This is a genomic window from Candidatus Nitrosotalea sp. TS (assembly GCF_011319465.1).
Classification (GTDB): Archaea; Thermoproteota; Nitrososphaeria; order Nitrososphaerales; family Nitrosopumilaceae; genus Nitrosotalea.
Genome location: NZ_RCMB01000007.1, coordinates 96,181 through 120,585, shown reverse-complemented (window position 1 = coordinate 120,585; position 24,405 = coordinate 96,181). Strand labels below are relative to the sequence as shown.

The window sequence follows — 24,405 nt, the reverse complement described above, 5'->3', positions numbered from 1 at the left end:
GTGTGGAAAAACTCATCCCAGCACTTTTGATTTTAGCTTTTTCTGTATCTATATCGAACGCTTTCGCAGATTCTGGTTCTACGGGATTTACAAATGTCATTGGTGTTAGTTCCCCAAGTGAAAACGCCACTTTGCCGCAATTGGTACTCTCAGGAAACAACGTATACGTTGGATGGGTGGACAATACTGCTGGTAAATTTGGGGTAATGTTTGCAAAAAGCAATGATGGGGGCTCTTCTTTTGAAAAGGAAGTCGACCTTGGAAATGTAAACTCTGGCGCTCCAGATAATATGAAAATTGTGGCCTCTCAAGGCCAAATATATGCAACTTGGCAGTCTTTTTTGGACAACAAATCCAGCATTGCGTTTGCAAAAAGCAATGATAATGGGACCACCTTTGCTCCTGCAGTTCAAATCAGCGACAATTCTAAAGATTCGGCTTTTCCACAAATTGCTGCATCTGATAACCATGTTTACGTTGTATGGTTAGAAAGAACGACAGGTGATATAACAAATGTAGTTTTTGCAAAAAGCGATGACGGTGGCACTACATTTGACACTCCAGTTCCAATCACTAGCCATCCTGGTGGCAACACTGGAATTCCAAAAATCTTCGCTTATGGGAGCCATGTTTATTTAATGTGGGAAGACAATGGCGCAAAAAATTTTGACGTATTTCTAACTAGTAGCAATGATTCTGGAAATACCTTCAACAGTATTCCAACTAACATTAGTAACAATACAGGAGATTCTGGAGCCCCTCAAATGATAGTCAATGGAAATGATGTCTATGCAGTATGGATGGATAACAGTCCTGGCAATTTTGATATTTTATTTGCAAAAAGCACTGACGGTGGATCTACATTTGCAAAACCAGTCAATGTGAGCGGAGATGTGCAAGATTCTGGATACCCGCAATTTGCTGTTGTAGGAAACAACGTTTACGTAACATGGACTAATGTCATTACAGAGAAAAACTATGACATTCTCCTTGCAAAAAGTAGTGACGGTGGACAAACATTTGGCACGCCCATAAATGTCAGCAACACTCCTGGTGCATCTGGCTGGCCACAAATATCTGCTGATACTAATAATGTATACGTAAGCTGGGTTGACAACACTCCTGGTCAACTATGACATTTACATAGCTAAAAGTGCAGACGATGGTAATAGTTTTGAATCTCCAGTGAATGTAAACGACGGTACCTATGGCTCGTGGTATGGCACCATGGCGTCATCTCCAAATACTGTGTATCTTGCATGGCAACAAGCTAACAATGGAAGTAACGGTATCATGTTCTCAAAAAGCACTACTTTTGTTCCAGAATTTGGTCCAGTGGCGTCACTAGTTCTAATAATTTCAGTAATGGTTATCGTAGTAATATCTCAGAGATCTGCACTGAAAACAAGAATTTAGCTTTATCTTCAACAGGTTCGGCATAGTTGGTCTTATAGTCTTAGGAAATACAGAACCAAAGTGAAAGACATCTAGATTTCCTTCGTTATTCATCTGTTCAGAATCGAGCATGCCTTCTTTTCCAATATGTGGAGATTTCATGATTAATCTATGTCTTGTCCTAGCCAAGCTCTTTCTCTGCTTTATCCCTGAGTGACATGTACCTGGAAAATTTCTTGTTCCATCTTGAGAAAAAACTGTATTCCTTTATTCCAATGAACAGGTATATTGATGATAACACAATGGAGACCGCTATGAAGACAATGATTATTGTACTAATGTCTAATACCTGATGCGGAAATGGGCCACCCGACACCATGAATCTAGGAGGACCTGCGGGTGAATAGAAGATCGTGTTAGGAGATCCCTTGCGTGTCGTAATAATCTGTCCCACTGTCATGTTAGGACCTTTTTGAATTACAACTTCATTTGGTGTGTTAGTTGTGTTTAATTTTTCCATGCCAATTTCTGTCATGTTTCCGTTAACAACTCTAATACTCATTACACCAGAGGTAGAGTTAACAAACGCATCATTTATCATCGCGGGTGTTCCGTTGAACATTCTAGTTCCTATGAACTGAACTTCTGGTCCTGGAACAAACTCTGGGCTCGACAGTAACAGTACTGCAATGACCAGAGAGATTGGTACCAAGACAAACGCTGAGATTATGAGCAGCATGGCAACATTTCTAAAGGTGTACATGTGTGAGACAAGCTCGTCTAACACCTTAAAGACACTCTCGCGCTCACTCTCTTTTGGGGGTGATGGAGAAGAATTATTTTCAGGCGCTGTCATGGTACAACACACTCCTCTTTGTTTATCTTAAAACATTTCTGTAACATAGTTACCGAGTTACTCCTTACTTTTTCTTGGAAACAATTCCTCGTATGGATCCAAGACTTCTTTTAGTACGTGAATTCCCTTGTCGGTGATGCTATACTTGACTATTTTTTTACTCCCCCATGGTTCTTCTACTTTATTGATGAATCCTTTCTTTTCAAGGTCTTCCAATATGTCCTTGTGAGCTACAATATTCAGGCCACATCTGGAGAGAAGTGATGTCTGTTTCAGTTCACCTGCTTCTGTTAATGCAAGCAAAATATCTTTTCTTATGTATATTCTATCTCTATACTCATGTGACAAATATTTTCCCCATCAAAAACATACGCTGCGCTATTTCGCACAATACTATTACAAATAGAAAACAGTCCTAATGTAAAGTGCATAGCGAGAAATCAAATTTCAACTAATTATGCTTCTCGGTAACTATGTTACCTAATATTATGAACTAACAAGGTTGAACAAAGTTTTATAGATTTACATTAGTTATTGCCGGTGCAAATGATGAACAAAATCATTTCAAACAAAAAGACATTGCTTGGAATTGTTCTAGGTATGGCAATCGTTGCTACCCTTGGGACAACGGTATCTGTCTACGCTGACACAACCCCATCTAACAGTACCGGAACCTTAGGCAAGACCATGGTTAACATACCTGCAATTCAAGGAAGCATCAACATAAACCAGCTTCTGATGCAGAGCGTCAAGACAAAGTTTGTCGATGCTGCAAACACTGCACAAACTGCAGTGACTGGAGGAACTGTGACAGGAGGACAACTTGGACCATATCAAGGGTACTATGTGTACAACTTTCAGGTACTTGACAGCTCAGGTAAGACCCATCTTGTCATAGTGGATGCAGGAAATGGCCAAGTTTTGTCAAACACTGAGGCACCTGATGGATTTTTTGGCATGCCCGGAAAAGTAATGATGTTCCATGGTATTGGAGGATCTATGGGCGACACATCATATCAGGTCATGAATCCAGCAGATGGACCAGTTGTCATAGGAACTGCATCAAGCAAGTAGAAGCAATTCCTTTCCTTTTTTTATTTTTAGTTTAGACATCTTACTGGTGAATCTCAATAAACTCGATGATACCACATTTGGTATTTTTCATGTTCAGGTCTACAAACGCAATTCTTCTTTCATCAAAGCCCTTTACAGGAGCTACAAGTACTGTTGCACCCTTGCTTGCCATAGAGTCTACCTCTTTTTGTATGTCGTCTACCTCAAAACATAGGTGATGTATTCCACCTCCCACCTGACGCAAACTCTGCAATGGAAGAATCTGGCGATGACGGCTCTATCAATTCTAGAAACGGCTCACCAATTTTTAAAAAACAGACATTTACCTTTCTGCTTCCGACTGGAGTCGGCAAGCTAATGCTTTGAAAACTCATGTATTTTTTGAGGTCGCCAAGTGAATCTTGTATGCTTGGCACGACAACTCCTATGTGATGCAGCTTCATGATCTCCCCAGACTAGGGTAATAAAATAAGATACCGGCCAAAGCACTAAATTCTGGAAATGCCTAATCTTATGTATGGTTCAGGAACAATATCGAAAAGGAAAAAAGTATTATTTCTGCGAGAAATGCGGATTTGGATATCAGGAATCTAACACTGCCCACGAATGTGAGGACTATTGCGGCAAAAATAACAAATGTTCAAGAGATATAACAAGCAATGCGTTGTTTCGATAGCAAAACGCCCTGTTTACTTTTATATTGATATTAAAATCAACAAGAGGCATGTTAGAGAAGCTAGTCAAAGACTCTAAAGCACTTGAGAAGGCCATTTCTGGAGAGGAACTCTCGTATGATGACGGACTTGAGCTAATGTCTTATGATAATCTCTACATGTTGGGCGCTGCAGCAGATCTGGTACGACAGAAACAGTCGGGAAATACTGTAACATTTGCTGCGTCTTATTATCTAAATTACACAAATGTTTGTGCCGCAAGTTGTCAGATGTGTGCATTTTATAGAAAAGGAAACGAAAGTGATGCTTACACACTAACTCCACAGGATATTGAAGCACGAGTAGGCAAGGCAAAAGAATTGGGTGCAACCGAGGTGCATATAGTTGGGGGATTTCACCCAGAGTTACCTTTAGAGTATTATGAAGAAATGTTCAGGACAATAAAAAAGAGCCATCCTGAAATGAACATTAAAGCTCTGACTGCTGCAGAGATATTCTTTTTATCGAAACTGACAAAAAATTCGGTAAAAGAAGTACTAACAAGGCTCAAGGCATCTGGTCTTGATACAATGCCAGGTGGAGGAGCAGAACTATTTCATCCGGAAATACGAAATAAGATAGTCAGGGGCAAGTGCTCAGGACAAGAATGGCTTGATACTATTGAACAGGCACATAATCTGGGCATCAAGAGCAATGCGACCATGCTTTTTGGCCATATTGAAAAGCCAGAACACATTGTAGATCACTTGGTAAAATTAAGAGAGGTGCAGAAAAGAACCAAGGGCTTTATCGCTCTGATTCCTCTCAAATTCAGCCTAGAAAATACAGAACTTGAAAAAGCAGGATTGGTAAAATCTGAAAGCCCCTCCACATATGATCTGAGAGTCATTGCAGTTTCAAGACTGATGCTTGCACAACAACTTGACAACATCTCTGTTTACTGGGTTGCACTGGGAAAGAAACTGGCTCAAGTAGCCCTGACATATGGCGGAAATGATCTGGTAGGCACTGCTTTCTCAGAAGAGATTTATCGTGCGGCTGGAAGGGGAACAAACTCTTCTATTTTGGAACTTGGAAACATGATAAAAGAAATTGGAAGAGATGCAGCACAGCGAGACACCTTTTTCAATATCTTAAAAACGTTCTAGATTTCAGCAGGCTTTTGTGTAACGGGTTTTCCAACGCCGCCTTTGTTTCTGCGTCTGAGTCCCACGCTGATCAAGGCTATGAAGAATCCTAGTCCTGCCACCATCTGAGAAATGTTTGACAGGCCAGTGTTTACTGCTTGAGCCTCATTGAAAGCGCTTGTCTCATCGGCAGTCATGTCGGGTGTGCTCATTGGCATTGTACTGTTAAGGTAGTACCATGATAATCCGCCAATCCCTAACATTGTAACACCTAAAAGAAATATTCGCTTGTCCACAATATCGTAATTGGCCTGTCTCTTAATTAACCATTAATTGTCAATTTTGGTTTTTATCTTATGCGAATCTTAGATCGAATTCTGAGATGAGTCCCTTTTCTATTCCAAACTGGAACAGACTTCGTGTGGCATGCTCTCCAAGTATTCCCATCTCTATAGTGATGTCATTTACATACATTCGAACAAATTTCTCAATGAGGTCTCTTGGCTGGCCTCTGCTATACTGCATTGCATAATCGAGCGCGTCTCCGATACGTGCCATTCCATAAACAATTGATTCTTTGAAGAATGCATCAAACTGTTTTATTGTATCTGGACCGAAATGATTGCTCATCACATTTACTCCAAGTGGAACTGGAAGACCGCCTGTGTGATTGCGCCACCACTCGCCTGCATCCATTATCTTGACAAGTTTGTTTTGCTCATACGTTATCTGGGTCTCGTGTATGACAAGCCCTGCATCCACATCGCCTCTTAAAACAGCGTCTGGTATGTCGCTAAATTTCATCTCAACGTAATCGAATTTGCCAATCATTAGCTGCAACAACAGAAATGCCGAAGTCATCTTTCCAGGAATTGCTATCTTGGAGCGACGCAATTGGTCAGGGGACAGATTTTGTTTTGAAATTACTATTGGACCGTAACCCTTGCCAAAACTCCCGCCGCTTCTCAATATGGTGTAATCTCTGATATATGCACAGGCATGTGCAGAAACTGCTGTGACATCAAGCTCATGGTTTAGGGCTCGTTTGTTTAACGTCTCTATATCTTCAACAACATGATTGACCTTAAAGTGAGGGGATGTAACCTTGCCTGTCAACATTGCATAAAACATGAAGGCGTCGTCAGAATCTGGCGTGTGACCGACTGTTATTTCCATAACTTAGGATTTTTACCTCTATTATAAATATCCAAGTTATGTCAACTGCTGTCACACTTGAAAAAAATCACAACGGGCTTAAGAATTCATCAGTAAACCGTATGAGAATTGGTGATGCCTGATCCTAAAACCCAAATCATTGGGAACTGATTTTGTTTTTCATGTTTGCTTTCAGAATTGATTGTATTGCATGCAACAAAAAAGAAAGTCGAAAAGGATTGATTCTTTATTGAAGAAAAAAGATTGCGAAACACCAGTTCTTCCATGATCCATTGATTTATTGTATAATTCTTGTAAACGTTTAATAGCGGCTAGAAAAGGATTTAGCTAAAACATGAAATTTAAGGCAACTGACCAGATTCTCAAAATTATTGGAGATAAGAAACTTATCAGAAATTTTGGTGTGATAGCTCACGTAGATCACGGCAAAACTACCATGAGTGACAGTCTTCTTGCATCCAGTGGTATCATCAGTCCATCTGTGGCAGGACAGGCACTTGCACTTGATTCGATGAAGTTAGAGCAAGACAGACAGATGACCATCGTTCAGGCAAATGTTACTTTACTCTATGAAAAAGATAACCAAGAATATGTCATTAACATGATTGATACTCCAGGTCACATTGACTTTACTGGACGTGTAACTAGAAGCCTTAGGGCAATAGATGGTGCAGTTGTGGTATCTGATTCCGTAGAGGGCATCATGACGCAGACAGAAACAGTAACTCGTCAAGCCCTGGAAGAGAGGGTAAGGCCAGTACTTTATATCAACAAGATTGACCGTCTCATAAAGGAATTAAGATTAACACCTGAGAAGATGCAGGAATGGCTGCTTGAGATTGTAACCAACTTTAACAGATTAATCGATATTTACGCAGAGCCTGAATACAAGGACAAGTGGAAAGTAAGTATTCAGGACGGCAGTGTCTCATTTGGTTCTGCAAAGGACAAGTGGGGATTTAATGCAGATGTAATGAAGAAAAAAGGAATTTCATTCAAAGATATCTTTGCGGCATATTCTGAAGGTGGAAGTGTCAAGGAACTTGCAGAAAAGGCACCGCTGTATGATGCAGTTCTTGGAATGGTAGTAAAACATCACCCGCCGCCAGATGTTGCACAAAAATACAGAATTCCAAAGATTTGGAAAGGCGACCTTGAATCAGATATTGGCAAGGCATTACTCAATTGTGATGATAACGGACCTGCCATAATGATGATTGTAAACATGACAGTTGATCCGGCCGCTGGTCCTGTCGCGATTGGAAGGTTATTTTCTGGAAGGATAAAAGATGGTGATAGAATTCATATCATTGATACAAAAAGAGAGGGAAGAATCCAGTCTGTCAACTTTTTCATGGGCAACCAGAGGGAAATGGTAGGTGAGCTTGCAGCAGGAAATATTCCGGCACTTTTGGGATTGGAGTATGCAAGAGCGGGTCAGACAATATCCACAATATCTGGTGTTAACACATTTGAGGGAATCCAGTATGTGTCAGAACCAGTTGTACAAATTGCAGTAGAGCCAAAGCATCCAAAAGACTTGCCAAGACTTGTCGAGGCATTAAACAGAATTACAATTGAAGACCCCAACTTGGTCGTAAAGATAAACGAAGAGAGTGGAGAGACAGTGATTGCCGGCATGGGTGTGCTCCACCTTGAGATTGCAACTGCATTGATTGCAGATGCCAAAGTGGATATTGTCACTTCACAACCCTTGATCAATTACAGGGAAACAATTCGTGGCTCTGCTGGACCCATCATGGCAAAATCACCTAACAGACACAACAAGATATTCATGAAAGTAGAACCACTCGACGAGAAAGTAGCTGAGATGATACGAAACGGTACACTAAACGAGTACAAGGACAAAAAGGAAGTACAAAAGATACTGAAGGAAGCCGGCTGGGATGGCGATGATGCAAAACGTGTAATGCGATTTGATACTAGAGGAAACGTTATGGTTGATGGTACCAAAGGTGTCCAGTTTGTCCAGGAATCAACTGATTCGATATTGTCAGGATTTGATGATACCATGAAGGAAGGGCCTCTTACAAGAGAACAGGTGAGGGGATGCAAGTTTACATTCCATCATTTCGTACCTCACGAGGACCCAGCACACAGGGGCTTGTCACAGCTAGGACCTGCATCAAGGCGCGCATGTATGGGTGCAATGTTGCTTGCCCAACCAGTACTGCTAGAACCAACACTTGGAATTGAGGTCAGGATTCCACAGGAACTCATTGGCAACGTCGCAGGTGTCATATCCGGAAAGAGAGGCAAGGTTCTGAACATGGAACAAAAAGGCGTTGTAAATATTATCACTGGAGAGATTCCAGCATCTGAAACATTTGACTTGTCTGAGGTAATGCGTGGACAGACTGCAGGAAAGGCAATGTGGAACACGCACTTTAAGGCATGGACGCCAGTTCCAAACTCTATCCTGTCAACTATAGTAGCTGATCTTAGAAAGAGAAAGGGCCTAAGTCCAGAACCTCCAACAGCAGATGAGTTTGTGGACAAAGAGTAAAAATAGTAAACCCACCGTTTAGGCGTGGAAATTGAAGCTACTAGATAATAACGGAAGTTATGATTTGTTGGAAATTGACTCAAAGTATTAAGTACTTTAATGAGGAATCTGCACTTAGTTGAGCGACTCGAACGATTATCGAATGTATCCGAGATTAAATGAAGAACCGCTAACATTATCTTGGAAAAATTATACAAAAAATTACGAGATCAAGGCGGATGGTCATTCTACGTTTTTTGTTGATTATGGTGAATTTGGAGAAGCCAATGGTCTTTTTACATCTTTAAAAAAATGGTTTGAAGAAAATCAATACGACATCACGACTGAATCAAACGACGCGTATGGAGAAATTTTGAATATTTCTTCAGTAAGTGAATCCGTAATCGTATTTCCACTCTCAAATTGTCTTGTTATTCGATTCACAAAGAGAACTTCTGAAGAAGGCATTCTAAATTACCTAAACGGTAGAAGTTTGGAATTTGAATCGTTTGCAATGATAGAACATATCGAAGAATCTTTTAAAATAAAACAAACTAAAATCTTGGCAAAATGTAGAACTGGCACAATAGATGGTAATATTGAACTATTACCTAAGACATTCATGTATTTTCGTAACGATCGAAAAGTCATTGCAAAGGCTTTGTTGGGTTATTATGCAGGAGAAATGAATGACTGTGCTCCTACAATTGAGATGTTCGAGGTAAATCCAAAATATAGAGGGCATGGAATTGGAAGCAAAATACACGCATCTGTTGAAAATTGGGTAAGAAACCATGATTTTTCAAGAATTAGAATCGAAGATACCCGAAGTACCGGCTTCTGGAGAAAGATGGGTTATGAAATAGACATCGATGAAGGTGTAAAATACTTTAATTAATAAATTCGTCGGAGAATCACACATGGTTTTTTCAATATCGCTAATTCGTGGCTATATTTTTAAAGTTGATCGTGTTTGTTAGATTTCATCCTTAGAAAAATGGTTTAAAGAAATAGGCACAGAGTCATTCATGATTTTAGAATCAATACTTTCAATCTTCCATAACTCAAGTCTTTTCCCATCTGCATTAAGATTGACTTCACAACTTCTTTGATCTTGCCAATTTCTGTTATCTGATTTTGAATTATCGATTGAATCTGTCGTAATTTTTTAGGTCAAATCCAATTCAAGCCTAAACATTCAGTCTTTTCAATATGGGATCTCTTGCTAGCCATACAATTAACGCTATCAACACACCCACAATCACGTCTTCAATTATGGGAAAGATTGATCTTTGTTTATCTGAAATGTTTGCAGGTGGCTGCATAATGACGACATGACCTGTCGGATTAGGATTTTGATATATGATAGTGTTGTAAGATGCAGAAGAATCTGTATCACCTATTTTCTCAAGGCTTATGGTGACAGGACCCGGATTATCAAATGCAAAGTATTTGTAGTCACCTGCCTGAGAGGTAGTTCCCGAGATTCTTGTCAGTTCCTTTCCATCCTGTGATATGACGAACTGGTAATCTACCATTGGGACAAGCTCACCAGTCTTGTAGTTATAAAATTGAAAAATGAAGATAATCTTTTGGTCAGTCAGTATTCTATGAGGTTCCCATGTCAAGTCTACCTCGTAACTTTTGTCAGCAGTGTAAGCTATCTTGGGAAACGTATTACTTTGCTGGTTTGTATTACCTGAATTTTCTTGTACCTGCCCATAGAACTGTCCGTTTGCTAAAGGTACTGAAAGGATGGCAAGAAATACAATGACAGGTAACCACTTCATATGTTATTTGATGGGGTCGAGCTTTCCTTTAAAGGGAGACATCTTTTATTTGCCTAAGATGCGCCTGCCTCAATTTTTTTGCTGAAACCAATGTCCATGCGTTAGGAACTTACTATTGCTAAAAACAAACATTTTTAGCTCGATTCATGTCTAGAATAACATGTGCGTATATTACACCAAAAAATCGTCTGAAATGGAGAGAATGCGAGAAAATTTAACGCAATATTTCTTCTACATGTTTAATCTATTATTTTCTTATTACTTCCCATTCATGCTTGCAATCTTCACATAAAAAATAATAATGCATACCGTCGCTCTTCTCGATTGGGTCCATATATTCGCCTATATTTTCAGAGGAACATTCCACGCATTGCACTTTGTCCATTTCTTTTATTCGATATCTCATGTTGGTTTAATATTTGTCATTGATTTTGATTCTAAAGGCTATGCGTCTGTTCTTATCGAAAGTAATGTGTATCTTCTCATGTGTTGTGAACTTGATGGAAAATCATCTGTAATTACTGATAAAATGAAAAAAATAATAGATTGTAAATCTATGGTTGGCCATAGCTGCCGCTCAAAGCTGCACCGCTATAGTCCGAACTAGTATTTGTTGAACCATAACTTGAAACGCTACATCCTGTCTGAAATGCATAGCAATTCGATGAGTTATTGGCAGTATGCGACGCGTCACTTATTCCGGTATATTGGCCTGCTGGTTCCCATCCTGATCCTGCAGACATCGCAATTCCTATTGCGATCACGCCTCCGGCAAAAGCGGCAATTATTATTGCGATCGTTTTTGTGGACATTGAATTGTATGAAACGGAATTCGATTTAAATATTTAGTTTCAACTAGTCACGTCTTTGCGTCAAACCGATGTCGTCCTTTTATAACAAACAACGAGTCTCACGCATGAAAGCCTAACGCTGTCTGATAATTTCTCTATTTCATATGGGAAGGGAATCTTTAAGATCAGTGCGAAAGTTATGATTGTATGCAACGTGGAACTATGATCATGATCGCAGGGATTTCTGTCATTATTATAAACTGGATATTTTCTGCAGTTTCACATGATGTGTCAGACTCGGTTAAGGGTATCATGGGATATGTGACTATCGGCGGCTGGTTAGTTTTTTTTGCAGGCTTTGGAATCAAGCACTTGGACAAAAAGAAATCATCATTGGATGATTCTACAAAGAGATCCTCATTAAATGACTCTAAAAGGAAAAAAAGATCATAAAATAGAATCTCTGGTATTATGAGATTGTAAGATTTGTTAAAAACAAAGCAATTCTTTCAAGCATTGATCTTTCTTCGAGGATTTCATTGACCAGTTCTTTCATTTTGGCCTCTAAGACCGTAAGCCTTCTTTGAGCAACATCAATACCGCGTTTTAGAATATCAATCTCGTCTCTGTCATGTTTTTCCATGTCATTTATGTTATCAATTGAGACTCGAACATCGGCAGGTAACCCGTTGCCTAAATTGTCTATTCTATTTGCAAGGCGTCTGTTGTCCTCTTCCAGTTTTGCTATCCTGTTGCTAGTTTCGTCTATCTTTGCCTTTGCCGTGTTCATCTCGGCATGAACCTCCTTCAACTCTTCTTCCATTCTGTTCAACGAGGGGGCAAGAAGCTTTTCAATTCCTGACACTTTTTGTCCCATGATTTCACTATATACTGTATCTAGTTAAATGATACGCATAGACATCATGTGTCGGAACATGCAACTATCATAAAACTTAGATTTGTTAAAGAACTAAATCAATGATTCCATGGTAACACTAGAAAAAGCAATAATTTCTGATGCAGAAGAGATACTCTTGCTTCAAAAATTAGCATACAAAAGTGAATCTGAACTTTACGATGATTTTACCATTCCGCCAATGACTCAGACTTTACAAAGTATACGAGATGAATTTGGCCTCCAGATATTTCTCAAAGCCATGGTTGATGAAAGAATAATAGGTTCTGTTAGGGCATTTGAACAGGGGGAGACCTGTCATATAGGAAGGCTCATGGTTCATCCTGATTATCAATGTCATGGTATTGGGAAAAAATTAATGAATGAAATAGAAAGTTTGTTTAAATCCTGTAAAAGATTTGAATTATTTACTGGAAGTAAAAGCGAGAAAAATCTACGTCTCTATCAAACCATTGGATATAAAATATTTAAAACTAAAAAAGTTACTGATAACAGTAACTCTAGTTTATTTGGAAAAAACTAACACAAATATGCAATAAACAAAATCTGATTCAAAATCGCACTACTCTTCTCACTGAATAATCCGATAAAATTCATGACAATGCTGTAATTTTCTTCGCAATGTGGCTGTATTCTTATGAATCCCTCAAGAAGCGCACTTGTAAGCCCGTCACCATTATTCTAGTTCTGTCATATCTGGCCAGTCTATGGATTTGTGCAAGTATGGCCATCCCTGTTATCCTCATTGTTCTAAAGTCCAGATGGCAGAAAAGCATCTGTGATTACACCTCGATGTCTCTAAAACTAATTGTTAGATCTTTTCTGAATAAAAAAATCGTTAACACGATATGGATTAAAATATTTTTTAGAATTTCTTTTATGGAAAAAATGGATTGACCATTTCAGGTCACTTTTATTTTATCTCTTAGATTTCTTTGCGGTTTTTGATTTTGCTTTTGATTTTGCTTTGGCTTTTGCCATGTTATTTGAGAACTTGCATAGCTAATAAGCATGTTGAATTGCAACATTGTTGACTTGTTGATTGATCAAAACATGATTTTTCAACATCAGAAACCAAAGTTATGACAAAACCCGAAAATCATCCATCACAAAATACGAGAGTTCTTATTGATATGTCATGCAATGCAGGTGACAAATTGTATGGTTTTACATAATTATAATGCTGGTAATTGCATGCGATGTGGAAAAGATTCCCTCGTAACAGACAGTTCTACTGGCGAAAAATTCTGTAGTGGATGCGGTTTTGTCATACAAGATCGCATAGTCGACTTGGGCTCTGAGACACGCGCATTTACAAAGGAAGAATATGATGACAGGGCAAGAACGGGATTGCCTACGTCACTTGCGGTGCATGACATGGGGCTTGCCACCATGATAGGTCATGGCAGAACAGATGCGATGGGAAAACCGCTCTCTTCCTCGATGAAGCATACTATGGATCGTCTCAGAACATGGGATAACAGAAGTAAGGCCAGCGAATCTGCTGACAAGAACCTAAGACAGGCTTTCAGCGAACTCAACAGGTTAAGGGACAAGCTTGCCCTCTCTGACGCAGTAATTGAAAAGACTGCATACATCTACAGAAAGGGTCTAGAAAGGGGGCTCACAAAGGGTAGGTCAATTTCTGGTCTTATTGCAGCGGCATTATACATGGCATGCCGTGAATCTAGTACTCCTAGGACACTAAACGAGATTGCACGTCAAATTAACATAAAACGAAAGGACATTTCACGTTCCTATCGGCTATTGCTAGAAGAGCTTGATATGACAATGCCAGTACTTGATCCGATAAAATGCATGTCGCGAATTGCAAGCCAATCTGGGCTGAGCGAGAAGGTAAAGCGAAAAGCACTTGAGATTTTAAAGGAAGCAAACGACATGGAACTTTCTGCAGGAAAGGACCCTATGGGGCTTGCAGCTGCTGCACTGTATCTGTCGTGTACAGTAAACGGAGACAATACTACACAAAAAGTAATTGCAATGGCTGCAGGCGTGACAGAAGTTACGATACGAAACAGGTACAAGGGATTAAAAGAATCATTGAACGTATTTGTTCAAGAACACTAGTCATTTTTTGCACTAGCCTGATTTTTCTTCATTCTGTCAAGAGCGGTCACAAATCCGCCTATGACAAGCACGATTATTCCCCACTGGCTGATTGTAGATAATTGGTTACTCCATGATAACATGTGATACTGTGCATCCATCATAGATGAATGAGCCTGATTGATTGTAGGTATGCTGTTTACTATCCATTGTGAAAGAAAACGACCAATAACTAACATTCCTGCTCCGGTTATCAGGATTCCATATCCTCGTTTCATGGTATCATCATACGCATATTGGTTCGTGTCTCAAGCAATATGATCATACAAAGCGAAAGTTGACCTGCAATTCAAGGTTTCCGTCAAGCCTGCTGTGATTTCCAGTTTATTTCATCAAGATTTGCCATTTTCGATCAAGCTACTTCTTAAGAGATAAAGGGTGTCATGCAATCTATGGCAAAATTTGCATGCGCCGATTATGGATTTGAATGCAGATATGAAGCTGAAGGAGAAGAAAAAGACGTGGTCCGAAAGTTCATGACGCATTCATCTGAGGAGCATGGAATAGAGTATTCATATGATACCCTCAAGCAGTTTCTACTCCGAAAGACTGACTCCAAAACATCGCTGACCAGATTGCAGATAGACGAGGAGGATACAAAAACAATCATATCAATACTGGATTTTGCCTCTACTTTCTTGCCGCTCTCTACAATAAGCGATGGACAAATAGATAATCAAGTAACACAAAGACTGATTGTCAAATTATCAGAATCCCTACCTTGTCCAATCACTGCGTAAAAATTATTCTATCTGGACTCTATTTCTTTGATTGCTGCATTTAGAACGTCGATTTGTTTTGAAGTTCGCTTTTTCTCAGATTCGATTTGACCCAAGTCTACTGTAAATGAGAGTATTTTCTTGCCAAGAAGTTTATGAATACTAGGTATGATCACAATGTTCATGAAAAGATCTCTGATAATACTTGCAGTCGTAATAGTGATTGCGTTATCTGCATTATTTGTCAGTGTATCCTATTTGGCAAAAAGCCTAGAGTTTGCTGGAGGTGGTATAGGGCAGGTCAATACATCAGGTTTGGATATTACTTTGGCTGTGTGTAACCCATCATTTGTACCTGTAACCGTTGAGAGCGTAGAATCTGACATGCGTGGTGCTTCAGGTGATTACGGCTCACTTGAGATTACTGGAAACACGGTTCAGCCACTTTCTGAGGGACAACTACAAGGAACACTAGGTTTTACCGACTCTAATACCATGAAGACATTTGTCAACTGGGTTTTGAGCAACGAGTCTAATGCAGATTTTAATTCGACACTTGTTATCAAAACAAAGGTCTTGGGCTTGATTCCATATTCGTATGAAAAAAATTATGATCTTCTGGCATTTTCAAATGTTATCTTTGGAAAAGGTCAGTGGGATTGCCAGTCAAAGCAAAGCTATGTGGCTGAAAACATCAGGCAGCAATTGGTACTTGTACAAGCGCGCATGTCTGCGGCGGGATTTCTTTATTCTGGAGATACCACAGGTGGAAATGATACGACAGAATCTGCAAATGGCATACGGACTTGACTGGGAAACAACTCGTTGACAGGTCCTTGAGACAAGTTAGTCAATCTATCGGTATGTTGTGTTTTCTGGCAAACTCTATTATTTCCACTTGATCAAAAAAACCTACTATGTATGGAATGAATCTTTTCTTTATTATTTCAGGATCTGATTCGCCAAGAATTACTCTGTCCCTGTAATCTATTTGGTTCATCTCTCTTTTATGCGTCTTGCAAAACTCGTGTAGCTGATTTAGGGTAAATTTGCTTAGAAGAGATTTATTGACTTCGTGCTTGTTCATGACAAAATCAAGGCTTGGTCATTTATCATGTTTATCAATGGGAATGTGTCTGATAATTTATTCCTCTTCATCTACTTTGCAATCACTAGAATGCAAAACAAACGATTTTCTATAAAGGCCGTGTCTTTTGCTGTATAGTACAAAGCCCATGAAATAATATACGTCATCAAGTGTTTTGGGCATTTCGCTAGTTTGCAAGGAAAAAATGAAATGATCTACTCTCTCATAGCGGTCTCATGCCGACCCGTCAATATGTGATTAATGTAGGCGTTCCTTGCCTGTGCGGGTAAGGATCGTTCAGATCCTGGTGGTGAGTCTGAGTTCCTGCATCACAAACAAGGAATGTTCGCCATGCTTTGGACTGTTTTTTTGCTTATTAGTGATGGGAAGAACTCATGAACAAAATTTTTATTCTATAAAATCGAAAAATTTTAGGAAAAATTAGATTATGGACGATAAAAAAGATGATTAGGTAAAAGATCTAAAACTCGATCTTTTCCTTTTCCGTCATCAAAAACTTTTTTGATTTTCTTGTTCCCTTGAGATCAAACCAGCTTATCTTCAAAGTCACTTTCTTTCCCTTTACTTCGTCAATTACTATCTTGTCGGCCATTTTGACAAGTTCACTTATTGTTTGATTTGTCATTCTAGTCTGCTGAAATATTTTTCAATTTATTTCTTGGGAATAATTTTTTGATAACTGTGAATTAAATAAAATTCAACAAAAATTGCTTTCTGACATCAAAATGATCATTTGGATTATTGATAAATGTGTCATAATGATAGAGTTTTTGCATTTATGTATGATAAAATTAATAATGTTATGCTGTGAAAGGCTAATTTGTAGAGGTTTTTGCAAATTAGAGTTGATGCGAGTTATTTAGGGTGATACAAGTTGAATGTTTCAAAATGCTATGAAGTTCTGGGTTTGGAGCCCGGCTCGTCACTAAAAGAGATAAAAAGCGCGTATAGAAAATTGGCCCTCAAGTATCATCCTGATAAAAATTCATCAGAAAAAGATGATCAACAGTTCAAACTAATATCTGATGCCTACCAAACCTTGAAAAATCACCACAAAACTGTGGTAACACCCAACAAAAAATTTGCTGACCTGTATCCTGAGGATGCTGTTTCATGGTACAACCAAGCTGAGGCGCTTTTTGCTAAACGCAAGTATGATGAGGCAGTCGTACTCTATGACAAGGCCGTCGGAAAATTGCCTAGGTATGCAAATGCATGGCTCAAGAAGGGTGACTGCTTTTCTAATCTGAAAAGATACGAGGAAGCGCTGGTCTGTTATGATAAGGTGCTGGAGATTGATTCAAAATCAACAAGTGTCGTGGAACCTAAAGGGTGTATGTCTTTCTGACCTGGGAAGATATGGTGAGGCACTAGAGTCATTTGGCAAGGCAATCAAGATCAATCCTGCACATGCGGCAATATGGAACCTAAATGGGGTGTGTCTCTACAATCTGGAAAGATACGATGAAGCACTAGAGTCATTTGATAAGGCAACAAGTTTTGATCCTAATTTTGCAAATGCTTGGTATAACAAGGGCAGTCTACTGCTCAAGATAGGAAAGAAAAAAGAAGGAGACAAGTGCATCAAGCAGGCAAAAAAACTGAGGCAATGAGATCTCTTATTATGGATAATTCTGTAATGATATTGATGACAAAAGGGATGAACTACAAGAAATTCCGAGCGTCACATGCCGAATATTATGTATCAAATGAAGGAAGGCTAAACAGAGCCGAAGTTATAAAAAAACTAGAGTCATTTATTGTGGAAAAACAAGGTGAAGGCCAGGATTTTTTGACAAGTACGAGATACGCGAAGAGAAATGAAACTAGCGCTTGGTTGAGAGCTTGTCGTGGATTTGAGCCAAGATTAATTCTGCCTTGTCCTTGTCTTCAAATGGCTCTTCTTTTTCGTCCATGATTGCATCAATTTCATAACTCTTGTCAACTAGCACATTTGCTACGTGATCATCCAGCGTACCATTGCCCATCAAATAGTATGCAAATACGGTATTTTTCTGACCTATTCTGTGTAATCTGTCTTCGGCCTGTCTGTGAATGGCAGGACTCCAGTCAAGCTCTGCAAATATCACGTATCTTGCCCTGCTCAGATTGATTCCAACGTTTCCAGCTCTGAGCCCTGCAATCATTAGCTTTGTTTCTCCATTTTGGAATCTGTCGATGTTGCCTTGTCGCTCTTTGTCTGTCTGGCCTCCTATGATGGAAGAAGGAGAGTATTCATGAAGACTCTTGTGTAGCAATCCATGAATTGCCTTGTGGTGACAAAATACTACGACACTCTCTTCTATTTCCATGATGTTTTTGACAAACTCTATGACATGAGGTACTTTTGCAGCTCCTGCTGCCTGTCTCTCACTCTGGATGGCTCTTTTGTATGATGAAAACTTGTCAAAGGCCGAAGTTGCAGTTTTTTGTTCTTCTTCTAGCCTCTTCCATATTTTGTCAAGTTCTGCATGGTAATAATTGATATCTGATTCTATGAGTTCTTTGTATCTTACTTTTTCTTTCAATTCTTTTAGTACATCTGATTTCTTGCGTCTTAGCATTACGTGCTTTCTTAACTCTTCGCCCAGGCTGGCGCGTTTATTTTCAAGTACTATTGCTTTTCCCTTCTCGTTTACGTAGCAGAAATACTCGCAAAACTCATCAAAACTTCCAAGCAGTCCTGGTCTTAGTATATCAACTATTGGCCAAATCTCAGATCCTCTGTTGTAGATTGGAGTGCCAGACAATCCAATTCTGTACTTTACCGACTCTAGTGCAGAAAGTTTCTTTACTGCAGAATATTTTTTGGTTGATTTTGAACGAAGATGCTGTACCTCATCGCATACAAGTGTCTTTATGTTCAATTTTGAAAGGTCGTCTAGTCTTTTGTATAGCAAATCATAATTTATGATGTAAATGTCATACTTTCCTATTTCCTGTGACTTGCCGGTTCGAATTAAAACTGATGTCGGATATTCACCTTCAACTATTCTTCCATTTCTGCTTCTTCTTTTGAGAAACTTTTGAATCTCTCTTTGCCAATTGCTCAGGGTAACAAGAGGAGCAACAATTAGAGCTGGAAATGTCTGTCTTTCTGTTGCAAGGTATGACAGAGTCTGAACGGTATTATGAGTAATTATGCCATTTGCAATATAGTTGTGTGTTTCAGGCACTGATAGGTCATACACATATCCACGAAATTGTTTCTTTTCTATAGATTTGATTGAACACCAATTAATCGATTCCAGTGCTATCTCACGTAATTGTTCAGCAAGTTTATGCTCGTGAAGTGTATCTAACTTGTCTGAAACAAAAAGGGCTAGCTGTTTGCTCATGCCTTGCGTATACTTGTATGGTGTGTACAGGTTGAGAGAACGTAGCGATATTCCAGTCTCAGCAATTCTCTGAACAATTTTCTGTGAGGGCACTCCTTCTATGTTCGTATTGTGTTTCTTTGCTGCTAGTTTTTCTAGTGCTATTTGTTTGTGCGTTGAGATGATCCTAAATTGATCATTGAATCTGTTTATTGAATTACCTCCAAATGTACAGACATAGTATTTCCTACGTTTTCTTGTGCCATTTGTGGCATATTTTCTTGCAGATCTGATACGAAGCCAGATGCCAAAGTGAAGAAGAATTTCACGTAATGCAAATGCAATCGATCTACTGGCAGTAGTTAATTCGCAATGTGTTTTGCTCACATGACCTTCTGCATCAAAAATTGCCTGTACAAATGCTTTCTGTGCTGGTAACGATGCTTCGATTATTGCCTTTGGGACAATTTTATCCTTTGATTTTTTACCCCATTTGTATCCCCATTTTGAAAATAACTCATAAAACTGAGTTGTAGCAATGACAAAAGTAGTATCCTCTTTTCTTGGCTTGGGTAGTTCTATTCCTTGGTATTTTCCTAACTGTTGTATTCTTGACAATATTTTTGAATCAGAATTATAGAATCTTCCACGTGGGTATCTGTTATTTTCAATATACTCGTATCCTTCTGCCATCTGCCACGCAATTAATTCTGCTATATCTGGTGTTAGCGAATTTTTTTCTACATGTAATGTTTTTGAAGGAATGGCTACTTTATCGTCCGTGTTTAATTTTCCAGCCATCTTCCAACCGTCTGGCGTAAGAAACATGTGGCGTCTAGTGCATTCTATTACTGAACCGTCAGAGAGAGTAATCTTTGTAATGTCTTCGTCAATCTTCTGCCTGAAAGCTCTGTTTACTTGTTTGATAACTATCTGTTTTCCGTCAAATGTTTGTATGCTGATGGGAGTTTTTAATTTACCCCATTCTTCATCCTCATCTCTTTCTGTTAATGTGGATTGTTCCCAAATGTCTTTTATTGTAACATGTCCATTTATTGTGCTGATAAGAGAATCTGCTTTCAAACATTTTCCCAATCCCATCTCGTCAGCTAAAAGAGCGTTGCCGGAAGATTTTAAAAGAAAGTCTAGCCCTTCTCTTTGAAAATTAAGTAGTGTACCCCTGAATTGTTCGCCAGGATTTGCCTTTCGTAATTTTTCTATTCTGGTCCACTTCTTTTTTGACACTTTCATGTGCCTTGTTTTTCTCTGCCAAATGTTTCTAGATTTTATCTCAAGTGGATAAGTTTCCATTATCCATTTAATTTTCTGAACATTGTGTTCTGTATCAGGTACTATGGCTTCCTCAGGACCATCGCCATACCAAGCTTGTGGAATAACACGGGCAACCATGCTAACAGCTCTAGAGCCGGTAAGCTTCCAAGTCCAGTTTTTTGAATATGTGTCCAAGACATACTCTAGGGTTCCAAATTCTTTCATGATAGGTAATTCTCCGAGAGTTGGTGAATTCGATTTATGAACCTTTGATTTTCTGTATAAAATAGAGATATTCTAGATTTATAGTTGATTTAGATCAATTTTAATGAAAATGATCTATTTTGGTATAATAACTGACAAAGAAGCCAAAGATTTGATAAAAATGTCTACCAGGAAAAACTGTTGATAATGTTATGTTGTATCTATTATGCTATTCTTTGGAGCCTGAGGTTTTTTCTGTGATCTTTATTTTTTCACTACCGCTATCATATCTTAACAGTAACGAATAGCGCCCCCATTCCACAATCCATGAAAATGTCTGTTCTGCATCAACATCTGGCATATTTTCTTTAATAAATTCAACAAGTTCATCTTTTGTTATTTCGCCACCATGATCGTTTTTAATAAAATCTGTAATGCCTTTGAATTCTCCCAAACTTGCTAATATCTTGTTGAGTATTTTCTTTCTTCCACTGGCATTCTTTGATAGTAGTATTTTTCCATCTTCAGTTAAAATCAGATCACCTGTATCTACCTGAAGCAGACGCAGAAGCTTTGCAGCGTCTACCGCAGGAAGTATGTCATCAAGCTCAAATCTGAGCTCTTCTGCAACTTTTGCCAGGTCTACTTTGCCCTTGAAGTCTTGTAAAATTTCTAAGAGTCCAATCATTCTCCCAACTTGAACGCGAGGAATGGTCAACCTAACTTCTCCATAAAACAAATTCCATTTTCGTTGCTGTCAAATAAATCTTCATTATACTATGAATCCTGTTATCTCATCTACAAGTTTGTATAGTTCCGGACTTCGCGGATCTCTTGGTCTAGGTAAGTCAATATGTATCTCCTTGGCTATGGTGCCAGGTCTGGATGTTAAAACAATGATTCTATCTGCCATGTACACAGCTTCTTCTACGTTATGTGTTACCATTACTACTGCTTCTGGGGGTAAGGACGGGTCTCCCCATAAGTGTAATACCTCTTCTCTTAGGTGTGTCGAAGTTAAAGGATCTAATGCTGAGAATGGCTCATCCATTAAAAGAATTTCAGGCTCTGAAACCATTGCTCTTGCAATTCCAACGCGTTGCTTCATTCCGCCTGAAAGTTCCCTTGGATATGCTTCCTCGTATCCATCAAGGCCTATTACTTTGATCACATCCAAGACTCGTTTTCTTTTTTCTTCTTTGGAAAATGGCTTTCCTTCCAGTCCAAGTTCAACATTTCCAATAACATCTAACCATGGAAATAATGCAAACGTCTGAAAAACCATTGACATTGCCTCACAAATTCCTCCAAGCTTCTTATCATGATAATATACCTCGCCATCCTCAGGTTTTGTAAGGCCTATCATTATTCTCAAGAGTGTCGATTTTCCGCATCCTGACGGTCCCACTATGCAGATAAACTCATGCTGTAATACGGCAAAATTGATATGCTCTAAAATAACATGTGGCCTCTGTGTCATGGGTCCATATGCCTTGGTAACATTACGAAATTCAACTAGTTTTGGCGTCTCAACTTGTGTTGTCAATTATATCATCAATCCTAACTTGTACTTTGTAAATGTTATTTTGTAAAGGCGTTTCCACACCACTCTATTCAATCCTACTACTACGGAAACCATTACAACAATAGTCAAAGTAAGCAAAGTGACACTACCAACATTGTAAGCTGCTTCATTCATCAATGCTCCGAGGCCTTGCACTGACAAGGTTTGTTTGTTAAATGTAATGTATTCTGATAAGACCAATGCATTCCATCCTCCACCCCATGCAGTTATACTTCCAGTAATAAATGCGGGAAAGATTGCAGGAAAAATAAATTTTCGGAGCTTTTGCAGTCCTGTAATGCGATATGTCTTTGCAGCCTCAAACATGTCTGATGGAATTGCCTTGACTCCACCTAGCAACATTAAAGAGCAGATACCATTGCATTCCCAGTCATTGTAAGAATAATTGATGTGAGTTGAAGGCCACCTGGCAAATGCATGGTTCCTAGTACTATGAGTGGAAAGAGTGCTGTTGCAGGAAGAGACGCAAGAACCTCCATTGTAAATATGGACATACCAAAGGATTTTGGCTTGCCAGCTAGCTTTAGAGCTAGAGGGATAATCCATGCTATGCTGATTAGGTAAGCTGCTAGTAGTCGAAGCAGGGAGGCTCCTAACGCTGCAGGGATCTGGCCTGCCATTGAAGCTATCTCAGGTTTTTTCAAGTCATTTGACATGCTAGATGGAAGCGAAACTAATCCTATTAGAAAAGCTTCACCTGTAATCACAAATATGCTCACGAGGATAACTATTACTGTAATCCATATCGGTTTGCGATGTCTTTGAACAAATTTCGGCTCTTCGGTAACATGTCTGACTGTTGTAATGATTGGTCTGAATCTATCTGCAGTAATTGCCTGAGTTAGTACTGCAGGTCTGACAGGCAATATGGCCAAGTGACTTCTCAACCATGTGATTCTCTGATCCTGGGTGCCTTTCTGAGGCTGGTCCTCGTCAGAAGACACTGATTCATACCTGAATCTATTTGCATAGTGTCTTAGAGGGCGCCACAATATTAAATCAACAATAAGAATTATCATGACAAGTACAATAAGTCCCATGATTGTTCCTTGATAATCTCCTGCGTACGTTGCTTCGGCTAGATAACTGCCAATGCCATGCATGTTAAACTGCTGCGATCCTATTGAGATCATTTCAGCAGCTACCAAGTAATACCATCCTGCAGACCATGACAAAATTCCATTATAGGTGAGCTTTGGTATGGCTATTGGAATGTACAATGTCTTGAATTTTTTCCACCCTTTTAATCCCAATGAACCGGATGCTTCTTCCAAGTCTGCAGGCAAGGATGATACTGATTCATACACTGCAAAGGCGAGATTCCAAGCTTGACTTGTAAAGATGAGAAATACTGCAGCCAACTCAACTCCAACCCAACTTTGATGGAATAGCGCAATAAAGAAGAATATGGCAGCAGGAAAGAATCCTAAAATTGGAACTGATTGTAATATGTCTAAGATGGGCATCAGTATTTTTTCAGCTTTTTTATTACGCGCTGCTGCAATGCCATATGTTATAGCAAACACATACGATATGATAAGGGCAATTGTCATTCTTAACAAAGAATATGAAGAATAGAGAAGCACATGTGAAAAATTACTCAGGGAAATATTTAGAAAAATTGTATCTAGTGCCATGTTCATGCTAGGGCGGAACGAATGTGTTTATACGCATTTTGATTCCTTTCCATGGTGGTACGGAAAACGGCATGATCTAAAAGCTTTGTGTAATGCTTCTAAAGGATTCTTTTAGGGCATAATTGTAGTAT

Annotated in this window: 32 protein-coding genes; 14 read left to right on the top strand and 18 right to left on the bottom strand. The window is 39.1% G+C overall.

Going from position 1 to position 24,405, the window contains the following annotated elements; all coding sequences use genetic code 11:
* Positions 1-2 precede the first annotated feature (2 nt).
* Together DYY67_RS03210 and DYY67_RS03205 are read left to right on the top strand one after the other, a co-directional pair.
* The gene (locus DYY67_RS03210) at positions 3-1,136 is read left to right on the top strand and encodes a sialidase family protein (protein WP_166390692.1); all 1,134 of its coding nucleotides are present in this window, start codon (positions 3-5) and stop codon (positions 1,134-1,136) included.
* Positions 1,111-1,416 carry a PEFG-CTERM sorting domain-containing protein gene (locus tag DYY67_RS03205; protein ID WP_166390691.1) on the top strand — a complete coding sequence of 102 codons (306 nt, stop codon included), beginning with the start codon at positions 1,111-1,113 and terminating at the stop codon, positions 1,414-1,416. Before DYY67_RS03210 ends, DYY67_RS03205 begins: the two co-directional genes overlap by 26 nt.
* 160 nt (positions 1,417-1,576) lie before the next feature.
* On the opposite strand, the gene DYY67_RS03200 is transcribed toward DYY67_RS03205, so the two are convergent.
* Positions 1,577-2,251 (bottom strand): hypothetical protein, encoded by a 675-nt coding sequence (locus tag DYY67_RS03200; RefSeq protein ID WP_166390690.1) that lies wholly within the window; start codon positions 2,249-2,251, stop codon positions 1,577-1,579.
* Positions 2,252-2,308: 57 nt separating this feature from the next.
* On the bottom strand, positions 2,309-2,599 hold the full coding sequence (locus DYY67_RS03195; RefSeq protein ID WP_166390689.1) for a winged helix-turn-helix domain-containing protein: 291 nt from the start codon (positions 2,597-2,599) through the stop codon (positions 2,309-2,311).
* Between the two features lie 198 nt (positions 2,600-2,797).
* On the opposite strand from DYY67_RS03195, the gene DYY67_RS03190 reads away from it, so the two are divergent.
* A complete protein-coding gene (locus DYY67_RS03190) occupies positions 2,798-3,325 on the top strand; it encodes a PepSY domain-containing protein (RefSeq protein ID WP_166390688.1) in 528 nt (175 codons plus the stop codon).
* A 40-nt stretch (positions 3,326-3,365) separates the two neighbouring features.
* Here the strand turns inward: DYY67_RS03190 and DYY67_RS10580 are convergent, their stop codons facing one another.
* Together DYY67_RS10580 and DYY67_RS10575 are read right to left on the bottom strand one after the other, a co-directional pair.
* Complete coding sequence (locus tag DYY67_RS10580) at positions 3,366-3,560, bottom strand: VOC family protein (RefSeq protein WP_320415944.1); 195 nt, start codon at positions 3,558-3,560, stop codon at positions 3,366-3,368.
* Positions 3,529-3,768 carry a VOC family protein gene (locus DYY67_RS10575; protein ID WP_255492742.1) on the bottom strand — a complete coding sequence of 80 codons (240 nt, stop codon included), beginning with the start codon at positions 3,766-3,768 and terminating at the stop codon, positions 3,529-3,531. Before DYY67_RS10575 ends, DYY67_RS10580 begins: the two co-directional genes overlap by 32 nt.
* Before the next feature lie 74 nt (positions 3,769-3,842).
* Between DYY67_RS10575 and DYY67_RS03180 the strand changes: the two genes are divergently transcribed.
* On the top strand, positions 3,843-4,001 hold the full coding sequence (locus DYY67_RS03180) for a hypothetical protein (protein WP_166390687.1): 159 nt from the start codon (positions 3,843-3,845) through the stop codon (positions 3,999-4,001).
* A gap of 48 nt (positions 4,002-4,049) precedes the next feature.
* Positions 4,050-5,147 carry a radical SAM protein gene (locus DYY67_RS03175; RefSeq protein ID WP_166390685.1) on the top strand — a complete coding sequence of 366 codons (1,098 nt, stop codon included), beginning with the start codon at positions 4,050-4,052 and terminating at the stop codon, positions 5,145-5,147.
* Here DYY67_RS03175 and DYY67_RS03170 read toward each other — a convergent pair.
* The gene (locus DYY67_RS03170; protein WP_166390683.1) at positions 5,144-5,422 is read right to left on the bottom strand and encodes a hypothetical protein; all 279 of its coding nucleotides are present in this window, start codon (positions 5,420-5,422) and stop codon (positions 5,144-5,146) included. The two genes, DYY67_RS03175 and DYY67_RS03170, sit on opposite strands and share 4 nt — an antisense overlap.
* Positions 5,423-5,480: 58 nt before the next feature.
* Positions 5,481-6,302 carry a menaquinone biosynthesis family protein gene (locus tag DYY67_RS03165; RefSeq protein ID WP_166390681.1) on the bottom strand — a complete coding sequence of 274 codons (822 nt, stop codon included), beginning with the start codon at positions 6,300-6,302 and terminating at the stop codon, positions 5,481-5,483.
* Between the two features lie 334 nt (positions 6,303-6,636).
* Between DYY67_RS03165 and DYY67_RS03160 the strand changes: the two genes are divergently transcribed.
* Complete coding sequence (locus DYY67_RS03160; protein WP_166390679.1) at positions 6,637-8,829, top strand: elongation factor EF-2; 2,193 nt, start codon at positions 6,637-6,639, stop codon at positions 8,827-8,829.
* A 118-nt stretch (positions 8,830-8,947) separates the two neighbouring features.
* Entirely contained in the window at positions 8,948-9,706 is a 759-nt protein-coding gene (locus DYY67_RS03155) for a GNAT family N-acetyltransferase (RefSeq protein WP_166390677.1), read from the top strand.
* 292 nt (positions 9,707-9,998) lie between these two features.
* Here the strand turns inward: DYY67_RS03155 and DYY67_RS03150 are convergent, their stop codons facing one another.
* Both DYY67_RS03150 and DYY67_RS03145 read right to left on the bottom strand, forming a co-directional pair.
* The gene (locus DYY67_RS03150) at positions 9,999-10,598 is read right to left on the bottom strand and encodes a hypothetical protein (RefSeq protein ID WP_166390675.1); all 600 of its coding nucleotides are present in this window, start codon (positions 10,596-10,598) and stop codon (positions 9,999-10,001) included.
* Between the two features lie 554 nt (positions 10,599-11,152).
* A complete protein-coding gene (locus tag DYY67_RS03145) occupies positions 11,153-11,410 on the bottom strand; it encodes a hypothetical protein (protein WP_166390673.1) in 258 nt (85 codons plus the stop codon).
* 207 nt (positions 11,411-11,617) lie between these two features.
* Between DYY67_RS03145 and DYY67_RS03140 the strand changes: the two genes are divergently transcribed.
* Entirely contained in the window at positions 11,618-11,842 is a 225-nt protein-coding gene (locus DYY67_RS03140) for a hypothetical protein (protein WP_166390671.1), read from the top strand.
* Between the two features lie 16 nt (positions 11,843-11,858).
* On the opposite strand, the gene DYY67_RS03135 is transcribed toward DYY67_RS03140, so the two are convergent.
* Positions 11,859-12,266 carry a hypothetical protein gene (locus DYY67_RS03135; RefSeq protein ID WP_166390669.1) on the bottom strand — a complete coding sequence of 136 codons (408 nt, stop codon included), beginning with the start codon at positions 12,264-12,266 and terminating at the stop codon, positions 11,859-11,861.
* Between the two features lie 109 nt (positions 12,267-12,375).
* Between DYY67_RS03135 and DYY67_RS03130 the strand changes: the two genes are divergently transcribed.
* Both DYY67_RS03130 and DYY67_RS03125 read left to right on the top strand, forming a co-directional pair.
* Complete coding sequence (locus tag DYY67_RS03130) at positions 12,376-12,828, top strand: GNAT family N-acetyltransferase (RefSeq protein ID WP_166390667.1); 453 nt, start codon at positions 12,376-12,378, stop codon at positions 12,826-12,828.
* Positions 12,829-13,466: 638 nt separating this feature from the next.
* Positions 13,467-14,393, top strand: coding sequence for a transcription initiation factor IIB (locus tag DYY67_RS03125; RefSeq protein WP_166390665.1), 927 nt, complete (start codon positions 13,467-13,469; stop codon positions 14,391-14,393).
* On the opposite strand, the gene DYY67_RS03120 is transcribed toward DYY67_RS03125, so the two are convergent.
* Positions 14,390-14,650 carry a hypothetical protein gene (locus DYY67_RS03120; RefSeq protein WP_166390663.1) on the bottom strand — a complete coding sequence of 87 codons (261 nt, stop codon included), beginning with the start codon at positions 14,648-14,650 and terminating at the stop codon, positions 14,390-14,392. The two genes, DYY67_RS03125 and DYY67_RS03120, sit on opposite strands and share 4 nt — an antisense overlap.
* A 174-nt stretch (positions 14,651-14,824) precedes the next feature.
* Between DYY67_RS03120 and DYY67_RS11480 the strand changes: the two genes are divergently transcribed.
* The gene (locus DYY67_RS11480; RefSeq protein WP_166390661.1) at positions 14,825-15,172 is read left to right on the top strand and encodes a DUF1059 domain-containing protein; all 348 of its coding nucleotides are present in this window, start codon (positions 14,825-14,827) and stop codon (positions 15,170-15,172) included.
* 8 nt (positions 15,173-15,180) lie between these two features.
* Here the strand turns inward: DYY67_RS11480 and DYY67_RS03110 are convergent, their stop codons facing one another.
* Positions 15,181-15,327 (bottom strand): hypothetical protein, encoded by a 147-nt coding sequence (locus DYY67_RS03110; RefSeq protein WP_166390659.1) that lies wholly within the window; start codon positions 15,325-15,327, stop codon positions 15,181-15,183.
* 7 nt (positions 15,328-15,334) lie between these two features.
* Here DYY67_RS03110 and DYY67_RS03105 point away from each other — a divergent pair, with 7 nt between their 5' ends.
* Positions 15,335-15,961 (top strand): hypothetical protein, encoded by a 627-nt coding sequence (locus DYY67_RS03105; RefSeq protein WP_166390657.1) that lies wholly within the window; start codon positions 15,335-15,337, stop codon positions 15,959-15,961.
* 40 nt (positions 15,962-16,001) lie between these two features.
* Here DYY67_RS03105 and DYY67_RS03100 read toward each other — a convergent pair whose 3' ends face one another.
* Together DYY67_RS03100 and DYY67_RS03095 are read right to left on the bottom strand one after the other, a co-directional pair.
* Complete coding sequence (locus DYY67_RS03100) at positions 16,002-16,238, bottom strand: hypothetical protein (RefSeq protein ID WP_166390655.1); 237 nt, start codon at positions 16,236-16,238, stop codon at positions 16,002-16,004.
* Positions 16,239-16,719: 481 nt separating this feature from the next.
* Positions 16,720-16,884 carry a hypothetical protein gene (locus DYY67_RS03095; RefSeq protein ID WP_166390653.1) on the bottom strand — a complete coding sequence of 55 codons (165 nt, stop codon included), beginning with the start codon at positions 16,882-16,884 and terminating at the stop codon, positions 16,720-16,722.
* A 249-nt stretch (positions 16,885-17,133) separates the two neighbouring features.
* On the opposite strand from DYY67_RS03095, the gene DYY67_RS03090 reads away from it, so the two are divergent.
* The gene (locus DYY67_RS03090) at positions 17,134-17,607 is read left to right on the top strand and encodes a J domain-containing protein (RefSeq protein WP_166390651.1); all 474 of its coding nucleotides are present in this window, start codon (positions 17,134-17,136) and stop codon (positions 17,605-17,607) included.
* Positions 17,573-17,872 (top strand): tetratricopeptide repeat protein, encoded by a 300-nt coding sequence (locus tag DYY67_RS03085; protein ID WP_166390649.1) that lies wholly within the window; start codon positions 17,573-17,575, stop codon positions 17,870-17,872. Before DYY67_RS03090 ends, DYY67_RS03085 begins: the two co-directional genes overlap by 35 nt.
* A gap of 213 nt (positions 17,873-18,085) precedes the next feature.
* On the opposite strand, the gene DYY67_RS03080 is transcribed toward DYY67_RS03085, so the two are convergent.
* The 5 genes from DYY67_RS03080 to DYY67_RS03060 all read right to left on the bottom strand — a co-directional run bounded on the left by DYY67_RS03080 (position 18,086) and on the right by DYY67_RS03060 (position 24,274).
* Positions 18,086-20,827, bottom strand: a complete 2,742-nt coding sequence (locus DYY67_RS03080; protein WP_255492732.1) for an SNF2-related protein — start codon at positions 20,825-20,827, stop codon at positions 18,086-18,088.
* A gap of 454 nt (positions 20,828-21,281) precedes the next feature.
* Entirely contained in the window at positions 21,282-21,770 is a 489-nt protein-coding gene (locus DYY67_RS03075; RefSeq protein WP_166390645.1) for an AAA-associated domain-containing protein, read from the bottom strand.
* Positions 21,771-21,824: 54 nt separating this feature from the next.
* On the bottom strand, positions 21,825-22,598 hold the full coding sequence (locus tag DYY67_RS03070; protein ID WP_255492709.1) for an ABC transporter ATP-binding protein: 774 nt from the start codon (positions 22,596-22,598) through the stop codon (positions 21,825-21,827).
* Positions 22,599-22,979 carry an ABC transporter permease subunit gene (locus tag DYY67_RS03065; RefSeq protein ID WP_166390643.1) on the bottom strand — a complete coding sequence of 127 codons (381 nt, stop codon included), beginning with the start codon at positions 22,977-22,979 and terminating at the stop codon, positions 22,599-22,601. It lies immediately after the preceding gene.
* Positions 22,979-24,274 carry an ABC transporter permease subunit gene (locus DYY67_RS03060; protein ID WP_166390641.1) on the bottom strand — a complete coding sequence of 432 codons (1,296 nt, stop codon included), beginning with the start codon at positions 24,272-24,274 and terminating at the stop codon, positions 22,979-22,981. Before DYY67_RS03060 ends, DYY67_RS03065 begins: the two co-directional genes overlap by 1 nt.
* Positions 24,275-24,405 lie beyond the last annotated feature (131 nt).